This window comes from Paludibacterium purpuratum, from assembly GCF_004363805.1.
GTDB classification, from domain to species: domain Bacteria; phylum Pseudomonadota; class Gammaproteobacteria; order Burkholderiales; family Chromobacteriaceae; genus Paludibacterium; species Paludibacterium purpuratum.
Genome location: NZ_SNZP01000010.1, coordinates 37,069 through 55,817, shown reverse-complemented (window position 1 = coordinate 55,817; position 18,749 = coordinate 37,069). Strand labels below are relative to the sequence as shown.

General features: G+C 60.5%; 17 protein-coding genes. 13 read left to right on the top strand and 4 right to left on the bottom strand.

The genetic code is table 11. From position 1 onward, the window contains the following. The first annotated feature begins 64 nt into the window (after positions 1 to 64). The 4 genes from DFP86_RS12855 (at position 65) to DFP86_RS12840 (ending at position 4,624) form a co-directional block, all read left to right on the top strand. A complete protein-coding gene (locus tag DFP86_RS12855) occupies positions 65 to 1,546 on the top strand; it encodes an amino acid permease (RefSeq protein WP_133681842.1) in 1,482 nt (493 codons plus the stop codon). Between the two features lie 325 nt (positions 1,547 to 1,871). Beyond that, entirely contained in the window at positions 1,872 to 3,272 is a 1,401-nt protein-coding gene (nirK, locus tag DFP86_RS12850) for a copper-containing nitrite reductase (protein ID WP_133681840.1), read from the top strand. Beyond that, the gene (locus tag DFP86_RS12845; RefSeq protein ID WP_133681839.1) at positions 3,269 to 4,033 is read left to right on the top strand and encodes a formylglycine-generating enzyme family protein; all 765 of its coding nucleotides are present in this window, start codon (positions 3,269 to 3,271) and stop codon (positions 4,031 to 4,033) included. The genes nirK and DFP86_RS12845 overlap by 4 nt, the downstream gene beginning before the upstream one ends. 18 nt (positions 4,034 to 4,051) lie before the next feature. Continuing rightward, positions 4,052 to 4,624: an SCO family protein gene (locus tag DFP86_RS12840; RefSeq protein ID WP_166642262.1), complete on the top strand. Its 573-nt coding sequence runs from the start codon at positions 4,052 to 4,054 to the stop codon at positions 4,622 to 4,624. 42 nt (positions 4,625 to 4,666) lie between these two features. Here the strand turns inward: DFP86_RS12840 and DFP86_RS12835 are convergent, their stop codons facing one another. Further along, entirely contained in the window at positions 4,667 to 4,924 is a 258-nt protein-coding gene (locus DFP86_RS12835) for a hypothetical protein (RefSeq protein ID WP_133681834.1), read from the bottom strand. A gap of 388 nt (positions 4,925 to 5,312) precedes the next feature. Here DFP86_RS12835 and DFP86_RS12830 point away from each other — a divergent pair, with 388 nt between their 5' ends. From DFP86_RS12830 to pgaD, 8 genes are all read left to right on the top strand, one after another. Continuing rightward, on the top strand, positions 5,313 to 5,621 hold the full coding sequence (locus DFP86_RS12830; protein ID WP_133681832.1) for a hypothetical protein: 309 nt from the start codon (positions 5,313 to 5,315) through the stop codon (positions 5,619 to 5,621). Between the two features lie 76 nt (positions 5,622 to 5,697). Beyond that, positions 5,698 to 6,417, top strand: coding sequence for a helix-turn-helix transcriptional regulator (locus tag DFP86_RS12825; protein ID WP_133681830.1), 720 nt, complete (start codon positions 5,698 to 5,700; stop codon positions 6,415 to 6,417). Between the two features lie 73 nt (positions 6,418 to 6,490). Further along, complete coding sequence (locus DFP86_RS12820; protein WP_133681828.1) at positions 6,491 to 6,826, top strand: tRNA-binding protein; 336 nt, start codon at positions 6,491 to 6,493, stop codon at positions 6,824 to 6,826. Positions 6,827 to 6,930: 104 nt separating this feature from the next. Beyond that, complete coding sequence (locus DFP86_RS12815) at positions 6,931 to 7,704, top strand: transporter substrate-binding domain-containing protein (protein WP_243729388.1); 774 nt, start codon at positions 6,931 to 6,933, stop codon at positions 7,702 to 7,704. A gap of 364 nt (positions 7,705 to 8,068) precedes the next feature. After that, the gene (gene pgaA / locus DFP86_RS12810) at positions 8,069 to 11,050 is read left to right on the top strand and encodes a poly-beta-1,6 N-acetyl-D-glucosamine export porin PgaA (RefSeq protein ID WP_133681826.1); all 2,982 of its coding nucleotides are present in this window, start codon (positions 8,069 to 8,071) and stop codon (positions 11,048 to 11,050) included. After that, positions 11,047 to 13,011, top strand: a complete 1,965-nt coding sequence (gene pgaB / locus DFP86_RS12805) for a poly-beta-1,6-N-acetyl-D-glucosamine N-deacetylase PgaB (protein WP_133681824.1) — start codon at positions 11,047 to 11,049, stop codon at positions 13,009 to 13,011. The genes pgaA and pgaB overlap by 4 nt, the downstream gene beginning before the upstream one ends. Before the next feature lie 15 nt (positions 13,012 to 13,026). Then, positions 13,027 to 14,286 carry a poly-beta-1,6-N-acetyl-D-glucosamine synthase gene (pgaC, locus tag DFP86_RS12800; protein ID WP_133681822.1) on the top strand — a complete coding sequence of 420 codons (1,260 nt, stop codon included), beginning with the start codon at positions 13,027 to 13,029 and terminating at the stop codon, positions 14,284 to 14,286. After that, positions 14,270 to 14,776, top strand: coding sequence for a poly-beta-1,6-N-acetyl-D-glucosamine biosynthesis protein PgaD (gene pgaD / locus DFP86_RS12795; RefSeq protein WP_133681820.1), 507 nt, complete (start codon positions 14,270 to 14,272; stop codon positions 14,774 to 14,776). The genes pgaC and pgaD overlap by 17 nt, the downstream gene beginning before the upstream one ends. Before the next feature lie 86 nt (positions 14,777 to 14,862). On the opposite strand, the gene DFP86_RS12790 is transcribed toward pgaD, so the two are convergent. Continuing rightward, positions 14,863 to 15,120, bottom strand: coding sequence for a hypothetical protein (locus DFP86_RS12790; protein ID WP_133681818.1), 258 nt, complete (start codon positions 15,118 to 15,120; stop codon positions 14,863 to 14,865). Between the two features lie 282 nt (positions 15,121 to 15,402). On the opposite strand from DFP86_RS12790, the gene DFP86_RS12785 reads away from it, so the two are divergent. Then, the gene (locus DFP86_RS12785) at positions 15,403 to 16,284 is read left to right on the top strand and encodes a Rap1a/Tai family immunity protein (RefSeq protein ID WP_133681816.1); all 882 of its coding nucleotides are present in this window, start codon (positions 15,403 to 15,405) and stop codon (positions 16,282 to 16,284) included. Between the two features lie 211 nt (positions 16,285 to 16,495). Here the strand turns inward: DFP86_RS12785 and DFP86_RS12780 are convergent, their stop codons facing one another. Further along, positions 16,496 to 17,485 (bottom strand): LacI family DNA-binding transcriptional regulator, encoded by a 990-nt coding sequence (locus tag DFP86_RS12780; protein ID WP_133681814.1) that lies wholly within the window; start codon positions 17,483 to 17,485, stop codon positions 16,496 to 16,498. A gap of 188 nt (positions 17,486 to 17,673) precedes the next feature. Further along, the gene (gap, locus tag DFP86_RS12775) at positions 17,674 to 18,675 is read right to left on the bottom strand and encodes a type I glyceraldehyde-3-phosphate dehydrogenase (protein ID WP_133681812.1); all 1,002 of its coding nucleotides are present in this window, start codon (positions 18,673 to 18,675) and stop codon (positions 17,674 to 17,676) included. Between the last annotated feature and the right edge of the window lie 74 nt (positions 18,676 to 18,749).

Below are 18,749 nucleotides of genomic sequence, written 5' to 3'. Positions count from 1 at the left end.
GTACGCGGGCTCATCGCGGCCGGACGATCATCTCGCCGGCCTAACGGAGACCAGGGGTTCAAACATGCAAGAGCATCAAGACACTACCGGACTGCGGCGCGCCTTACGCGCGCGCCACTTGTCCATGATCGCCATCGGCGGCTCAATCGGCACCGGGCTGTTCCTCGCCTCGGGCGCCACCATCGCCACGGCGGGCCCGGCCGGCGCCTTGCTAGCCTACGCCGTATGCGGGCTGATGGTGTATTTCCTCATGACCAGTCTGGGCGAAATGGCGGCCTATATGCCGCAGACCGGCTCGTTTCAGACCTATGGTTCGACCTTCGTCGACCAAGGATTCGGCTTTGCGCTGGGTTGGAACTATTGGTTCAACTGGGCGATCGTGATCGCGGTCGAACTGGTCGCGGCCGGCCTGATCATGCACTACTGGTTCCCGAATACGCCGGGCTGGGTATGGAGCGCCTTGTCGCTGGCGTTGATCGTGGCGCTCAATATCGTCTCCGTCCGCGGTTTCGGCGAGGCGGAATACTGGTTCTCGCTACTCAAAGTGATCACCATCATCGCTTTTGTCGCTATCGGCATGCTGATGATTGTCGGCATTATGACGAGACCGGTCTATCACGGTCTGGCGGCGGGGCTGCCGGTATTCTTTGCCAGCGGGAACGGCTTTGTCGGCGGCATGAGCGCCTTCATCAGCGTGTCGATGGTGGTGGGCTTCGCCTATCAGGGCACCGAAGTGATCGGCGTGGCGGCCGGCGAGGCGGAAGATCCGGCCAAGAGCCTGCCGCGCGCGGCCCGGCAGATTTTCTGGCGCATCCTGATGTTTTACATGCTGTCGATCCTGGTGGTCGGGCTGCTGTTGCCCTACAACGATCCGCTACTGCTGAAAAACGACATGAGCGACGTCGGCGCCAGCCCGTTCACGCTGGTCTTCCAGCGCGCCGGCATGGCCGCCGCGGCGAGCGTCGTCAACGCCACGATTCTGTCGGCGGTGCTGTCGGCGGGTAATTCGGGGATTTACGCCTGTACGCGCATGCTGTACAGCATGGCGCAAAACGGCATGGCGCCGGCATCGCTTGGCCGCCTGTCGAAAAACGGCGTGCCGCGCAATGCGCTCTACCTGACCACGGCCGTGGCCGCGCTGTGCTTCCTCACCTCGCTCTTTGGCGATAGCAAGGTCTATATGTGGCTACTCAACTGTGCCGGCATGACCGGGTTCATCGCCTGGTTGGGCATTGCCGTCTGCCACTACCGTTTCCGCCGTGCCTTGATCGCCCAGGGACGCGACCTGGCGGTACTGCCGTACCGCGCCAAGTGGTTCCCGCTCGGACCGCTGTTTGCCTTTGCGCTGTGCCTGTTGATCATGCTGGGACAGAATATCGGCGCCTTTACCGGCGCCAAGATCGACTGGAACGGCGTGTTGGCCACCTACATCGGCATTCCGCTCTTTATGGCCTTCTGGCTCGGTTACAAGTGGAAGCATCGCCAACGCCTGATCCCGCTACGCGAGATCGATTTTTCCAGCGCACGCGCCGACTTGCGCGGCTAACGAAACACCGCGGGCGGGGTGCCTAATCGCCCCGCTCACGCCCATCCCTTCTGACATATCTATTATTTTTAAATACTTGATTTGCATCATGCCACCCTCTGGCGCAACATAAAGATGCATATAAAATATATCAATACGACATACAAATAACGGCTATCACATCCATCCCACAGACAATAATGATATGGATCTGGGGTGCGAGACCGCGCCTCGCCTCGGTGCCTAGGCCAACGGCGATCGTGAGCAAAAACAACGATATCCAGACCAGTTGAACAACAAGACACGAAGTTTCAATGTTCCCGATTACCCTATAAGGAAACACGTTATGAAGCGCTCGCATCTGCTGTTCTGTAGTCTCGTGCTCGCTTGGGGACAGGCCCAGGGCACCGCCGCACTTCCCACCATTCACGAGACGCTGGTCGCGCCGCCGCAGGTGCCGCCGCCGATTACCCGCAAGTCGCCGGCGCGCGTCGTCGTCGATCTGACGGTGGAAGAAGTCGAACGCGACATCGCGCCCGGCACCTCCTATACCTTCTGGACCTTCGGCGGCAGCGTGCCGGGACGGATGATCCGCGTACGCGAGGGCGACACGGTCGAACTGCACTTGCATAACCTGGCCAGCAACAAGCTACCGCACAATATCGACCTGCATGCCGTCAGCGGCCCGGGTGGCGGCGCGCCGCAGACGCTGGTCGCGCCCGGCAAGCAAGCGAACTTCACCTTCAAGGCCTTGCAGTCAGGCCTCTATGTCTACCACTGCGCCACCGCGCCGGTCGGCATGCACGTCGGCAACGGCATGTACGGCATGATCCTGGTCGAGCCCTTGCAGGGACTCCCCAAGGTCGATCGCGAGTACTACGTCATGCAGGGCGACTTCTATACCTCCGGCGCTTATCGTGCGGGGGGTCTGCAACCTTTCGATATGCAAAAGGCCATCGATGAGAAACCGACTTATGTCTTGTTCAATGGCGCCGACGGCGCGCTGACGGGGCAAAACGCCCTGCCGGCCAAGACGGGCGAAAAAATCAGGTTGTTCTTCGGCGACGGCGGGCCGAACCTGACATCCAGCTTCCACGTCATCGGCGCCATCATGGACAAGGTGTACACCGAGGGCGGCACTCACTATCAGCAGAACGTACAGACCACGATGGTGCCGGCCGGCGGATCGGCCATCATCGAATTCACCACGCGCGTGCCGGGCAAACTCACCCTGGTCGATCACTCGCTGACACGCGCGTTCAACAAAGGGGCGATTGGTTTGATCGATGTCGCTGGCGCAAACCAGCCTGAGATCTACGGCAAGGGCATCATCAGCGCCGATGGGCCCGCCGGCGCGGCACCGCATATCACGGACAGCACGGCCGTCAACGCCGAGCCCCCGGGCAAACCGCAAGCCACCAACGGCAAAACCGTGTTCGAAACCGTCTGTGCCGCCTGCCATCAGGCCACGGCACTGGGGATTCCCGGCGTGTTCCCGCCGCTGGCCGGCTCCGACTTTTTCAAGGAGAACCTCGACGAAGCCGCGCGCATCGTATTGGGCGGGCGAGCCGGCCCGATCACGGTCAAAGGCGTGACCTACAACTCGGTCATGCCGCCGCAGTCCTTGACCGACCAGGAGATCGCCGCCGTGTTGAACTATGTCAGTAAAGAGTTCAACGACGGCAAGGTGGCCATCACGCCCGAACGCGTCCGCGACTTGCGCACGGCCAAGGCGGCCCATCCGTGAGAGCGATCTGGCTGGCCGGCTTGCTGCTACTGGCCAGCATTCAGGCCGGCGCGGCCGAGTATCGCCCGATTCCCGGCGGGGAGTTCCGCACTGCGCTCCCCCCCACGGATCGACCGACCGTGTCGCTGCCGCCCTACGCCCTGCGCGCCCTGCCGGTCACGCAGGGCGAGTTCCTGGCATTCGTGCGCCAGAACCCGCAATGGCGGCGCGACCGGGTGCCGGCACTGTTCGCCGCTCGCGGTTATCTGGACGATTGGGCCGGGCCGACCGAGTTGGGCAAGATCGATCCGCAAGCGCCGGTCACCCGGGTCAGTTGGTATGCCGCCCGCGCTTATTGCGCCAGCGAAGGGGCGACATTGCCCAGTTGGTACCAATGGGAATTCGCCGCGGCGGCCGACGCCAGCCGCGCTGACGCGCGCGACGATCCGGCTTGGCGCCAAGCGATGCTCGACTGGTACGCCAGCCCACAGCACGGCGCCTTGCCGCCGGTCGGTTCCGATCGCAATGTGTTCGGCATCTACGATCTGCACCGGCTGATCTACGAATGGGTCGAAGACTACAACGGGCTGTTCGTCAACAGCGACAGCCGCACGCAAGGGGTGGTTCAGAATTTGGAAACCTGCGGCGCCGCGGCGCTGTCGCTGGGCGACCGGCAGAACTACGCGATTTTGATGCGCATCGCCATGCTGGCCGCGCTGGACGGGAACGATACGCTCGGCCTGGTCGGCTTTCGCTGCGCCAAGCCGGTCGATCATCGCTAAATGGTACGGGGGACAAATATGCAAAAGAAAAGCCGTTGGCTGCTGGCCCTGTCGGGCTTGCTGTTCTGGACATCGCTCATGGCCGCGCCGCTGCCGGGAGACTCGATCTATCAACTGGATCTATCGCTGACCGACATGGCCGGCAAGCAAGTCAAACTGGCCGACTTCGCCGGCCAACCGCTCACTGTCAGCATGTTTTACGGCAACTGCAGCTCCGCCTGCCCGGTGTTGCTCAAGAAGCTGCAAGCCAGCGCCAAGAAGCTGCCGACCAATGCTTATCGACACTTGAGCATCCTGCTGGTCAGCCTGGATCCCGCCAACGATACCGCCGATTCGCTGAACATGCTGATCGATGACGACAAGCTCGACCCCAAAGTATTTCGCCTTGCCGTCGCGCGCAACGAAGCGGATACCCGACAATTGGCCAGCGTACTGGGGATCAAATACCGCCGTCTGGACAATGGCACCATCAACCACAGCACCCGAATCGTGCTGCTGGATGCGCAAGGGCGGGTGCTCTACCACGACGATCGCATCGGCGTCGGCGCTGATGCGGCGCTGATCGAGGCTTGGCACACGCAGTTGAAGTAACAGCAGCCGAGGGGCCTCGCCCCTCGCCTCCGGTTGCGGCCGTTAATCGGCCGTTAGTACCCAGCAACCCGCCAGTGTCCGCACGTGCGCGGCCTGCGGCAGATACAACCAAGACGTGTTGGCATCGATCGGCTCGAACGCCCACGGCAGGCGGCTATCGACGATCAGGCGGCACTCGTCGGAATTTGGACGACTGTGACGCGGCAAGCACAACACGGAAATCAGGGAAAGTAACTGCTGTTGGCGGGAATCCGGGTTTTGAGAAAAGACAGGGACTGTTTTACTATCGACGGCAGCCATTCTGAACTCCAGGATAGTTTGGTTTGGTTAGCGGGTTCGGTGGTGGGCAAACACCCCGGGCCCGCGCCTCTACGCGGCAGATGCCGCGCCAAATACCTTACCCAGCAAGACACAAACTGACAACCGAGCGCGACCGTCAGAAAAAGCTGAAATTGCGTACCCCCCTCCAGCGCCTAACCCCCCCCCTCGCCTCGCTTGAAAAAGATTGCGGCATGAAAAGGCGAAATCTCCCGTGACGCTGCCAAAGAGGGCAGTTGTCCATCTTGGCACCTAGGCTAGAGTTCACTCGCGTGCAGAACGCTTGTGATGTGGTGCTGGAAAAAACGGATTTAGCCATTCGGCTAGCAGTAATCGCCATGTCTCCCCCCGTTAAACCACGGAGAATCAAATGGACCAAAGCTTAAAAGATCAGCTTAGCGCGATTCAAGTGGGCACTTATCTCATGCTCCATGGAAAGTTCAACGATTACACGATCAATCCGACCATCGAACAGGGAAAATTGAAAAGTATCGATTGGGCAAACGGCACGCTCGTGCTTTACAGCGTGACTTACGACCTAGATACAACCGTCCAACTCGATAGAATTAGCTACATCGACGACTCCAGGACGGGTTCAGGCGCCTTAGGGCCGGCCCAGGCACCGGACTTGCGGCAAGTAGGCAATGACTGGTACAGGGGCGATACGAAAATAGAATAGGAGTGACCAGACCGACGATGACGGCAGACGAAGTTCCGATGAACGCTTGTTCTGGACTCACGATTTGCTTATCGTGATGGCTTTACACTCCCCCGCCTCCGCCATGTTCCGCCCCCAAATCGAGCTGCTGCATTACGGCAGCGAAAGCGTCAGTCACGTACACGGCAGTCACCATCAGTGGGTGGTTGGCCTGGAGGGCGCGCTCGAGCTGGAAATGGCGGGGCACGCGTACCGCAACGCCGCTGGGCGCGCGGTATGCATCCCGGCCGGTTTTTCCCATTGCTACGCGGGCGGCACGGGCAATCGGCAATTGGTGCTCAACCTGCCCGCACTCGGCGAGCCATCGCCGCGACAACTCGACCTGCCGCCCGCCGCACGAGAACTCGTGCTTTGGGCGGCGCGCCATCCGCTGCCGGACACCAGCCAGCCGGCGCTGGCCGGATTGTTGCTGCAGTGGCTGGCGCCGTCGGGCTTCGTGCTCGCGCCGCGGCTGGATCGTTTTCTGCAAACCCGGCTGGCGCGGCCGTTGGCTGTGGTGGATATGGCGTCGGCTTGCCGTTTGTCGCCCAGTCATTTCCACGCACGCTTGAAAGCGGAAACCGGGCTCTCCCCCATGGCTTACCTGACCCGCATGCGCATGGAACGGGCGCACTGGCTACTGCAAAGTCTGCACGCTAGCGTGCTGGATGTCGCACTGCAGGTGGGCTACCAGTCCGCCTCGGCCTTCAGTGCCGCTTATCGGCAACACTACGGCTACCCGCCCGGCCAGGGGCGCGCCAGAGTCCGGCGCAGCTAAACCGGCGTCCGACACGCGCAACGCATTCCTGTCACGGCCATACTGGCACGTCATTTGACTACAGGAGGCGAGCATGGACTCGATCAGCTGGGACGATTTCCTCAAAGTGGATCTGCGGGTGGGCACCATTGTCCAGGCCGAACCGAACGAACGCGCCCGCAAGCCGGCCTATGTGCTGAAGGTCGACTTGGGCGAGCTGGGCATCAAAACCTCCAGCGCCCAGATCACCGATCACTACACCACGACTAGTCTGATCGGAAAACGCGTACTGTGCGTTTGCAACTTCCCGCCCAAACGCATTGCCGGCGTGGCGTCGGAAGTGCTGGTGACCGGCGTGCATGACGAAGCCGGCCGGGTGGTGTTGGCGGAATTCCCAATGTCGCTGGCCAACGGCAGCCGCTTGCTTTGATTGCCCGCATGGTCGGCTTCCTTCGACCCTTTTGAGTCTGTCGGCTTGCTGCGGATTTTAAGTCGCTATGATGAGAATAAACCGTTCACACGGGAGACATCGTCGTGGCGAAAGTATGGCTGGCATTGACCGGGATATTGGTTGGCACACTGTGCGCAGCGGCGCTGGCGGCACCCTCTGCCCGCGTAGTGAAAATCGCGTCGGACGATTGGTGTCCGTACATCTGCGCCGATCACAACAAGATCGTCGGCGGTTTCTTGGTCGATTTGACAGAGCAAGCACTGGCCTTGCAGCAGTACGAGCTCAAATCGGTGTTTCTCCCCTTGAATCGCGCGATGATCATGGCCGAAGAAGGCCTGATCGACGGCGTCTATGCACCCGCGCTCGACAATCGCCTACGCTTGAGCAAGCCCATGGCCTATTCGCGTGCCTGTTTTTATACGCTCAAGGATAACGAATGGCAGTATCACGACCTGAAATCCCTGCATGACGTCACCATCGGCGTGATCGCCGACTATGGCTACGATGGTGGCCCATTCGATCGCCTGCTTGCCGCCCCGACCAGCCATGGCGTGCTCTTCGACTTCAACAAAGGCCAGACCGCCGGCGAAACCAACCTCAGCAAACTGCTTACCAAACGTTACCCAGTCATGCTCGAACATCAGGCTGTCATGGATCATTTGACCGACAGGCTTGGCGTCTCGTCCCAGATACGCAAGGCGGGTTGCCTTGAGCAGCCGCTCATGCTCGTGATCGGTATCGCCAAGCGCAATCCGGCAGCGTCGAATCTGATCCGGGCCATCGATACCGGGCTCGATCAGTTAAAGGCTTCCGGCCAGCTAGACCCGCTCAAGAAGAAATACCGGCTAGAGGAATGAGCATTAGCCACGCCGCATGAGAAGCGATTTCATCCCTGGCATTGCCGCGCTCGAAGCGCAGGGCAATGCGCAATGCATTGTCATAAACAATCAAAAATGCAACTCATGTATTCATAGTGGTTAAAAAATCTGATAGAATACTATTTGTAAGAATAACTAAATAAATTTAATTGCACATCTATCTATTGCGAGGGGTTACGTTGGTTGCTGACATCAGCATTCGGCGACACGCTGAATCTGTCATCTAACCACCTGTTTTTCTTTTGTATTCGTACTTTCCCCTTGGATGAGAGATCCAAATTGAGCCGGTTTTTTTGTGCAGCGGCGACTTGTTGCCATCTATTATGACAAATACATAAATAGCATGAAACTAAGACCAAGACCGCTACTTGCCGGCACGCTGTGTCTTTGCCTGATTGCCCCCCGCGTGCTCGGCGCGCTTCCTTTGTGGCAAACACCCCCCTATGTGCAAGCCATCGAGCTTGCCCGCGCGGGCGATCCCAGCGCAGCACTGACCATGCTGGCCGCCGAGCGCGCCAAGGGCCCGTTGAGTGCCCCGTTGTGGAACGATTATCTGACCTTGCTGTGCTGGTCGGGACAGTCGCCCGCGGCCTTGGCGTTACTAGCGGGACGTGAGGGCGACTTGCGCCCGGATACCCTTCGCCTGTTGGCGAATGCCGCGCGCGACGCGAAGAACTTCACCCTGGCCGAGCAACTTTACCGGCGGCAAGCCGGGCTCGCGCCCCGCGCCGACATACAGGCGGCGCTGGCCATGGTACTGGCCGAGGCTGGCCGACCGACCGATGGCCTGGCCGCGCTCGACGCGGCCTCGCCACATGGCGAACAGGACACGCTGGTGCTGACGCGGGCGCGCGCCTATGTGCTCATGTTGACGGGCGACTATGCGCGCACGCTCGACTATTTACGCGATGCACGCGATCACTTTCCCGCCGACGCCGAACTGGATCAACGCTATCGCGCCGTGCTAACACGGCTTGGCGTACCGATGCCGTCGGGGGACTTGCAGGCGGATGACCGGACTGCGCTATACCGTTTTTCCGGACTGGGCCAGAAAGTGGGGAGCGGCCAGACGGCATGGGTGACGGAGGTGTATAAGCGCGCTTTGCCGCCGGTGGCTTTTTTCAACGACTACCTCGTGATGTTGTGCCGGCAAGGGCGGGCTGCTCAGGCACTGCTGTTGGCGCAAGGACACGATCGCGTGCTGACCTCCCGCACCCTGGCGCAGTTGCAGCGCGCGGTCGACGAAAAGGGCGACGACGCACAGCGGGCGCTCGTGGCCCAGTGGCGAGCCAAGCGACAAAACGGTAACGCCATCCAGGTCGCGGCACAGGCAAGCGACACACCGGTGCCCGATGCCGTCTTGCAGGAAGCGCGGGAGCGGGCGCTGTTGCTGATCGGTTCGAACGAATGGACGCAGGCGCTGGTGTGGCTCATGCGCTGGCAGCCGCGTTACGCGACCGACCCCGTGCTCAACGATGCCTATATGACCGTGCTGGAGGCCTTGGGGCTGGTGGCCCAACAGCAAACGCTGGCCGCTGCCGCGCCGATGCGCCCCGGACGCTCGCCGGCGAAAGAAGCCGCCTTTAACCGCAGTGTCGAGTTGGGACTGTGGGGCAAAATTCAGGCCGGGCAGGAACAGGGTTTGGCGCGCCATGCGCAGACCGACCAAGCATTGGCGCTCAACGCGGCCTGGCTGGCCGCACCGGACTTAAACGACGACATGCGGCGCCAAGGGCTCGACCTGCGCGTGCAGTTGCTCGCTCAGCGGCTGCAATGGCGGCAAGCCGTCGACTTGTATCGCCAGCATGCCGCCCTGGCCTGGTCGGCCCCGGCACAAGCCGCGGTCGCGGGCGCCATGTTGGCGTTGCGTCAACCGCGCGAGGCGGAAGGCTTGTACCGCGCAGCGCTGGCGCAAGCACCGCAAGCCGAGGACGCCATCGAATGGCAGATTGGCCTGGCGTACGCCCTGCTGGAATCGGGGCAATACCGCCATGCCCGGCAATTCATGAGCGGCTTGCTGGCCAGCGTGCCGCGCGATCAGATCGATAGCGCGAACGGCTTGCCGACGTTCAATCCCGACTATCAAACCGTGGCCTACCATCAGGCGATGATGACGGCCTACCTGGAAGGTAACGCCGACGCGGCGCACCAGTTGGACGATCTGCTGGCGGACGCCCCGTACGACAATGTTTTGCGGCAGGGCCAGGGCGAAAATCAACTGCTGCGCGGCTGGCCGCGTCAGGCAGGCGAAACCTTCCGCCGTATTCAGGTCGACCAGCAGCCGGAATCCGCGCGCACGGCCGTACTGGGGCAGGCGGATGTGGCCCTGGAACTGATGGAGTTCGGCCAGGCGGGGCAAATATTGAACGCCTTGGCCACCGAACAGCCCGACGGAACCGAGCTACAAGAACGTCAGCTGCGCCTCGCCGATGCCTTGCGCCCGCAACTGGTGGTGGAGAGCGGGCACGACATGGGCGGCAACCAGGGGGTGGCGGATCAGAATGCCTGGGACAGCCTGACCCGCGTCTATAGCCAGGCGTTTGGGCACTGGCGGCTATTTGGCCAGCACCAACTGCAAACGGCCGATTTCACGAACGTGACACCCACGCAGCAAGCCCGCTACGAAACCCTGGGCATGGGCGGACAGCATCGCGGCCAGTACGGCACGGGCGAGTTCGGACTGTTCAGCGAAATCGATGGCCGTGACCGTCAGGGAGGCTTTGCCGGCTACGACTGGACGCCGGACGACCGCTGGACCTTGGGCTTGCGCTTCGAGCAGAACAGTGCGGAAGTGCCGCTGCCCGCGCACCTGGACAATGTCGCTGGCAATCTGCTGCGCGGCAGCCTGCAATATCGCCCGAACGATGACAACCAATGGCTGCTGCAGGCCAGCCAACTCGATTTTTCCGATGGCAATCGTCGCCAGAGCTTCGCGCTCAGCTGGGATCGACACTGGCTGACCGGCCCCCTCTGGCAGCTCGGTACGCTGGCCGCTGTCGCCACCAGCCACAACCAGCAGGTCGCGCAGGCGATGTACTTCAACCCGCTCAAGGATCTGGAAACCAGCCTGACGGTGACCAACGACTGGACACTCTGGCGCTGGTACGACAGCAGTTGGCATCAGCGGCTCGGTCTGACGCGCGGCCGCTATTACCAAGCCACCGATGGCACCGACAATCTGTGGGGGCTGTCGGTAGAGCAATCCTGGCAATGGGGCCACGGCAATTCGCTGACCTATGGACTGACGCGCAGTAGCCATCCCTACGACGGTAGCCAAAGTTTGAATAACCGTGCCTATCTCAATCTCGACTGGCGATTCCGATGAAAACCCTGCTCAAAATTCTTCTGCTTTTCTGGTTGGCGGCCTGTGGCCCGGCGGCGTTGGCCACCGGTAACCCGAACGCCCGCCTGATCGTCCTGTGCTACCACGAGGTGTCGGAGGCCGATGCCGGCCTCGCCGATCCCTATGCCGTGGATGTCAAATTGCTGGCGCAGCAATTGTCCTGGATGAAAGGGCAAGGCTATCACTTCGTTAGCGTCGATCAGATCCTGGCCGATCGAAACGGCGGCGCACCGCTACCGGACAAGTCGGTGCTGCTGACCTTCGACGATGGCTACCGCAGTGTTTACACCAAGGTGTTCCCGGTGCTGCGCCAGTTCAACGCGCCGGCCGTGATCGCGCTGGTCGGCTCCTGGCTCACGCCGCGCCTCGATCAAGAAGTGAAATATGGCGATCTATGGGTGCCGCGCAACCGTTTCCTCACCTGGGAGCAGGTGCGCGAAATGCAAGCGAGCGGCCTGATCGAAGTGGCCAGCCACTCGTATGCGCTACACACCGGCATGGTGGCCAACCCGCAGGGCAACACCGAGCCGGCGCTCAGCAGCCACCTCTATCTCAATGGCCAGTATGAATCCACCGCGGCCTATCTGCGGCGCGTACACGACGACCTGCAAAAGAACAGCGAACTCATCAGTAAAGAAACCGGCAAGGCGCCACGGGTCATGATCTGGCCCTATGGCAGCTATACCTTGCCGGCCACCCGGATTGCCGGCGAACTGGGCATGCCGATCACCCTATCGCTGGATGCGGGGGTCAATACCGCGCAGGTTCCGCTAGCGGTGCTGCGGCGCGAACTGATGGATGCGCGCACGAGCTTGGCGGAGATGGCCGACCAGTTCCGCGATTTCATGCGCTATCCGAACGGTATCGCCCCGAGTCCCAGCCGCATCATGCACATCGACCTGGACTACATTTACGACCCGGATCCGAAGCAGACCGAAATCAATCTCGGTCGCCTGCTCGACCGCGTCAAGGCGATGGGCGCCTCCACCGTCTATCTGCAGGCTTTTGTCGACCCGGAAGGCCGCGGCGAAGCCAGCGCGCTGTATTTCCCCAACCGTCACATGCCGATGCGGGCCGATCTCTTCAACCGCGTCGCCTGGCAACTGCAAACCCGCTGCAACGTCAAGGTCTATGCCTGGATGCCGCTACTGGCCTTTCGCCTGCCGCCGGACAACCCGGCCGGCAACCAACTGGTGCTGTCCGATAGCCGCGACGACCCCACCCCGCGGGTGCGCGGCTACCGCCGGCTGAGCCCTTATTCGCCACAGGCGCGCCAAGTGATCCGCGAGCTGTACGAGGATCTGGCGCAAAACGCCCACTTCAGCGGTTTGCTGTTTCACGACGATGCCACCTTGTCCGATTTCGAGGATGCCAGTCCCGAAGCCCTCGCGGCGTACCGCCACGACGGGCTGGGCGACTCGCTGGCCGCTATCCGCAGCCAGCCCACCGCGATGGCGCGTTGGACGGACGATAAGATCGCCGTGCTGGACGATTTCAGCATGACGCTGGCGCAAGCGGTGAACGAATGGCAGCCCGGCCTCAAAACCGCACGCAACTATTACGCCGAGGCCATCCTCAATCCGAATGCGCGCGAATGGTATGCCCAGACCCTGAAGAGCGGCCTGGCGCATTACGACAGCGTCGCCATCATGGCCATGCCGTATATGGAGAACGCCAGCGATCCCAAGGCTTGGTTGCAGCGCTTGTTCCAGCAAGTGGCGACGGTCCCGGGTGCGCTCGACAAGACGGTGTTCGAGCTGCAGGCAGAAAACTGGCGCACCAAAATGCCCGTGCCGACCAAGGAGATGGCGGACTGGGTGCGCCTGCTCAATACCCTCGGCGCCCGAGGCATCGCCTATTACCCCGACGACGTCTTCAACGATCACCCGGCCCTGGCCGAATTTAAACGCGTGTTCTCCATGCGAAGCCTGCCGCTGCAATGAGGCGGATGTGACGACATGAAACAGTTGATCGAAATACTGCTGGCCTTTGCCTTCTACTACCCGCTGTTCATGGCGTGGCTGTGGATGCAGGGCGCGGCCCATTACTATTTTCATTACGAGCGCAAGGATCCGCCGCTGGATCAGCCGCCGGATCTGCCCTATCCGCCGCTGTCCGTGGTGGTGCCCTGTTACAACGAGGAAGCCCATGTGCGCGAAACCATCGGCTATGCGCTGGCGCTGGACTACCCCGACTTCGAGGTGATCGCCGTCAACGACGGGAGTCGAGATGACACCGGCGCCATCCTCGACCAGATGGCCATCGAGCATCCGCGGTTGCGCGTCATCCATCAGGATCCCAACCAGGGCAAGGCGGTCGGCTTGAACACAGCGCTGTTGCTGGCACGGAACGAGTTCCTGTTGTGCATCGATGGCGACGCCGTGCTCGACCCCTATGCCGGCAAGTGGCTGATGCGCCATTTCCTGACCTCGCCGCGCGTGGGCGCCGTCACCGGCAACCCCCGCATCCGCAACCGCACCAGCCTGCTCGGCCGTCTGCAAGTCGGCGAGTTCACCGCCATCATCGGCCTGATCAAGCGTGCGCAACGCACTTATGGCCGCTTGTTCACGGTCTCCGGCGTCCTGACCGCCTTTCGCAAAACCGCCGTGTTTCAGGCCGGCTTGTGGAGCGAGGACATGCTGACCGAAGACATCGACATCAGCTGGAAAATTCAGCTGCGCCATTGGAACGTGCGTTTCGAGCCGCGCGCGCTGGTGTGGATTTTGATGCCGGAAACCCTGCGCGGGCTGTGGAAGCAACGCTTACGCTGGGCCAAGGGCGGTACGCAGGCCTTGTGGCGCAATGCCTGGGTACTGGGCCGCTGGCGCCATCGGCATATGGTGCCGATTTATCTCGAGTACTTTGCCAGCGTGCTGTGGTCGTACTCGATGGCCTTTGTCATCGCCTACTGGTTGCTTCGCCCCTTGCTGCCCGGGCACCCCGTGCCGGTGGCCAGTCCATTCATCCCCGGCTGGTACGGCCTGGTGCTCGGCTTCACCTGTATGGTGCAGTTCGCCGTCAGTAAGCTGATCGACGGTCACTACGACCACGGGCTTGGGCGCAATTACTATTGGATGATCTGGTACCCCTTGGCTTTCTGGTTGATCAACGTCGGCACCACCATCGTCGCCTTCCCGCAGGCACTGGTGCGTAAAAAAGGCAAACGGGCGCGTTGGACCAGCCCAGACCGGGGAGTACACCATGTCAACCAGGCATGATCTGATTATCGAGGCACGCCATGTGCTGACATTGCGCCAGCGAGCGCTGTCATGGCTACTCACGCTATTGGGTTGGGGAATCTGGTGTTATCTGTGGCTACCCGCCCTCGCCTTGGCACTCGTGCTGAACTTCGACCCGGACATTCAGCCCGGATCCGGCAACCTGCGGGAAAGTCTCGACATCCTGCTGATTTATGGGTCGATTGCCGTCGGGCTGGGCGGCGCGCTGGTGCTGTGGTCGCGCATCAACCTGTGGCGTTTTTCCGGCATGGATCGCCGAAGCCCGATCGCCAACGCCTCGTTGGCGGAAATCGCCGACGACCTGGCACTGTCATTCTCTATGCTGAAAAGCGGGCAAGAAGGAAAGATCGTGGTGGTGCATCATGGCCCCGAGGGTGGGATTATCGGCATCGACGTGGCATTGCCGTTGCACGCCCCATCGACCGACATGAAATCGCCTGACAACAGAAAACCCGTCATGAGCGTGTAAAACATGCCGAATGGCGATCTGCGGCTTGCATCGCCATCATGCGGCGGCCTGCCGGGGGGCTTCGCCCCCCGCCTCCGGCGAAAGCCTTAATCGGCCGTTAGCACCAGGCAACCCGCCAGCTCGCGCACGCGCGCGGCCTTGGGCAGATACATCCAGGAAGTGCTGCCATCGATCGACTCGAACGCCCACGGCAAACGGCTATCGACCACCAAACGGCACTCGTCGGAATTTGGACGACTGCCACGCGGCAAGCACAACATGGAAATCAGGGAAAGTAACTGCTGCTGGCGGAAATCCTGGTTTGGAAAAAAGACTGGGGCTGGATTAACATTTCGAGTAGCCATTCTAACTTGCTCCGATAAGTTGGTTTGGTCAGCGGGTTCGGCGGTGCTGGATACACCCCGAACCCGCGCCTCTTCGCGGCAAACGCCGCACCAAATACCTTACCCAGCCAGATACAAACTGACAACCAAGCGCGACCGTCAGAAAATGCTGAAAATTCCCCGTTGTTGCTGTTGCCATTCCATTTGGATAGTGACAGGATGCGACGATGACAAATGGGGTACAACGGCCTCGTTAAGGGTGCTCATACGCCCCGCTCTGACCATTGGAGAATAGGCAATCGAATGAATCGCTACACGCTCAAGGATGTTTGGCTCATGGCCATCTTTTTGGCAACAAGTACATGGGCCTTTGCACAAAATAGCGACCCAGCCAGTTTTGCCATAGCGGCTTCGAAAATTGCTACTGAAAATAATGGCAAGGGAATTTGTACTCCACCGGGGACAACACTCGACAATCTCATGCTCCCACTCAGGAAGTACATGAGCCAGCACCCGGAAAAACAGGATTTGACGGAAGCCGACATCTATCAAGCGCTGTCCCAAGGATTTCCATGCCCGACTAACCCTTCGAACAACATCGACACATTGAGATCGCAAGGATACTCGGTTAGGACCATCTCCCCAATTTTTGGCCAACTCGTGATGTTCTCGTTTCCTAAGGGCTTCACAACGGTTTTTGAGGATGCAAAAGGTCCTCAATACATTCGAGAAGCGGTTCTCACTGGAGAGAGCACACAGAAGTGGTCGCAGATGGTAACGATTACGGGAGCCAAAGGCATTGCGTCGAATCCCAACATCACACCGCTGTTGTTTGCAAGCAGAATGGCTGGCGGTTTCAAGAATGACTGCCCGACCTCGTTTAACGGAACAGGCTTAGGGGCATTCAAGCTCGGCAACTATGATGCATTTGCTGCGCTCATCAGTTGTGGCGTTGCAAACCCGACTGGCAATCTGTATAGCGAATCCACGCTGTTGATTGTCATCAGGGGAGAGAGCGACTACTACACGATCCAATGGGCAGAGAGGGGCGACGCTTCCTCAGAGCCGATTAAGTTCGACAAATCGAAATGGATGGACCGTTTCAAAAGGCTTGCACCGATCAAATTGTGTCCCATTGTTCCCGGAGAGCCTGCGCCCTATACGAGCTGTATCGGTGGCGCGTAATCATGCGATGGCAATGCACTGGCTTAAATAGGCAAAGCAATCGATATCTAGCTAGCTATTCAATTCCTTACTGACGCCTTGTTCGAGTGGGTTTGGCCAGCGGGTTCGGTGGTGCTGCGAACACCTCGAACCCGCGCCTCTCAGGGGACTCACTCGTCAGACGCATGACACAAGGTGTCGACAGATTTCGTCGATGACAAGCCCGTTCCACTTACACTTGTTTGGTGGCCGTCGATCCACGCGTCAGCAAGACGCCGTTGAGCACCATTTTGCGCTTGGCCAGACTGGGGTTTTCCAGACGGGAGAGCAGCATTTCCATCGCCAGCGTGCCGATGTCGTACACCGGCTGCTCGATCACGGTCAGCCCTTGGCCGACGAGTCCCGTCCAGGCGTCGTTATCGAAGCCGGCCAGCGCCACGTCGCCGGGAATCGACATGCCCGCCTCCATCAGAGCCCGCACGGCTCCCTGCAGCAGCAGGCCATTACTGGCGATCAGCGCATCGGGATGGTCCGGCTCGGCCAACCAAGCTTTGACGGCGGAAACAGCAGCGTCCACGTTAGGCGAAACAAAACGCGCCGCAACCGGCAAGCCTTGCGCCATCAGCGCGGCTTCGTACCCCGCGGCGCGCTCCGCCCCGGTGGTGCTGCTATTGCCGAACAGACCGCCGATCCTGCGGTAGCCGCGCTCAATCAGGTGCGTCACCAATTGCTGCGCCGCCAGCATGTTGTCCAATACCACGGCATCGGTCACGCCCGGCGGGCCGGCGCGGTCGATCATCACCACCGGAAACTCGAAACGATCAGGTCGAAAGTGGCTCGCCGTGTCGCCGGTCGGCGAGAAAATCACGCCACAGACACGTTCCTCCTGCATTAACCGCAGGTACATCGCTTCCTTCTTCACGTCCTCATCGACGTTGCACAGGATCACGCGCATACCGGCACGATAGGCCGCATCTTCGACCGAGCGGCTGACCGCGGTGAAAAACGGATTGCGAATGTCCGAAACGAGCAACCCCACCGTCCGGCTCTGCTGCGAGCGCAAGCGCCGCGCCGACAGATTAGGGCGATAGCCCAATTGCGCCGCCGCCTGTTCCACACGTTCCTTCAGATCGGCACTGACCGGGCCGTTTCCCAGTGCGCGCGACACCGTCGCAATCGACACGCGGGCCAACGCGGCCACATCTTTAATCTTCGCCCCCATCAGCCCCCACTCCTTGGACAGATCCCTCTGCACACCACGCTTGTCCGCCTCCATTGCTAGGCAAGTGTAGGCATTATGCTGCGAAAGTTCTGACAGTTGTAATTTGTCGACAGTCGCAAAGCCTCAAAAAATAAAAATGCCGTTCACTTGCAAAAGTGAACGGCATGTATGCGCCAAGCGCTGGCAGTTTACTTACCGGCGACGACGCGAACCATTTCCAACACCTTGTTGGAGTAGCCCATTTCGTTGTCGTACCAAGCAACCAGCTTCACGAAGGTGGTGTCGAGCGCGAGGCCGGCGTCGGCATCGAACACCGAGGTGCACACTTCGCCACGGAAGTCGGTCGAGACCACCTTGTCGGTGGTGTAACCCAGCACCCCCTTCATCGGACCTTCGGAGGCGGCCTTGACGGCGGCGCAGATTTCTTCGTAAGTCGCCGCCTTCTCCAGCTCGACGGTCAGGTCAACCACCGAAACATCGGAGGTAGGCACGCGGAAGGCCATGCCGGTCAGCTTCTTGTTCAGTTCCGGAATCACCTTGCCCACGGCCTTGGCGGCGCCGGTGGACGACGGAATGATATTTTCCAGAATGCCGCGGCCGCCGCGCCAGTCCTTGTTGGACGGGCCGTCCACGGTTTTCTGGGTGGCAGTGGCGGCATGCACGGTGGTCATCAGGCCACGCTTGATGCCAAAGGTGTCGTTGATGACCTTGGCCAGCGGCGCAAGGCAGTTGGTGGTGCACGAAGCGTTGGAAACGATGTCTTCGCCAGCATAGGACTGATGGTTCACGCCATAGACGAACATCGGGGTGTCATCTTTGGACGGCGCGCTCAGGACGACTTTCTTGGCACCCGCGGCCAGGTGAGCCGACGCGGTTTCCTTGGTCAGAAATAGGCCGGTCGATTCGACGACGACGTCCGCGCCGATTTCGTCCCACTTCAGCTCAGCCGGATTTTTCACCGCCGTCAGACGGATCTTTTTGCCGTTGACGATCAGCGTGTTGCCGTCGACGGAGACTTCGCCTTTGAAGCGGCCGTGCACGGAATCATGCTTGAGCATGTAGGCCAGATAGTCCGGCTCCAGCAAATCGTTGATACCGACGATTTCAATATCGGCGAAGTTCTGAACAGCGGCACGGAACACCATCCGGCCGATACGGCCAAAACCATTAATACCAACCTTGATAGTCATTTTCTTTCACTCCGTTCAGTCTAGAAATGTAGTTTTACTACACTAGTGTGCTCGAAATGCAACCACATTTACAT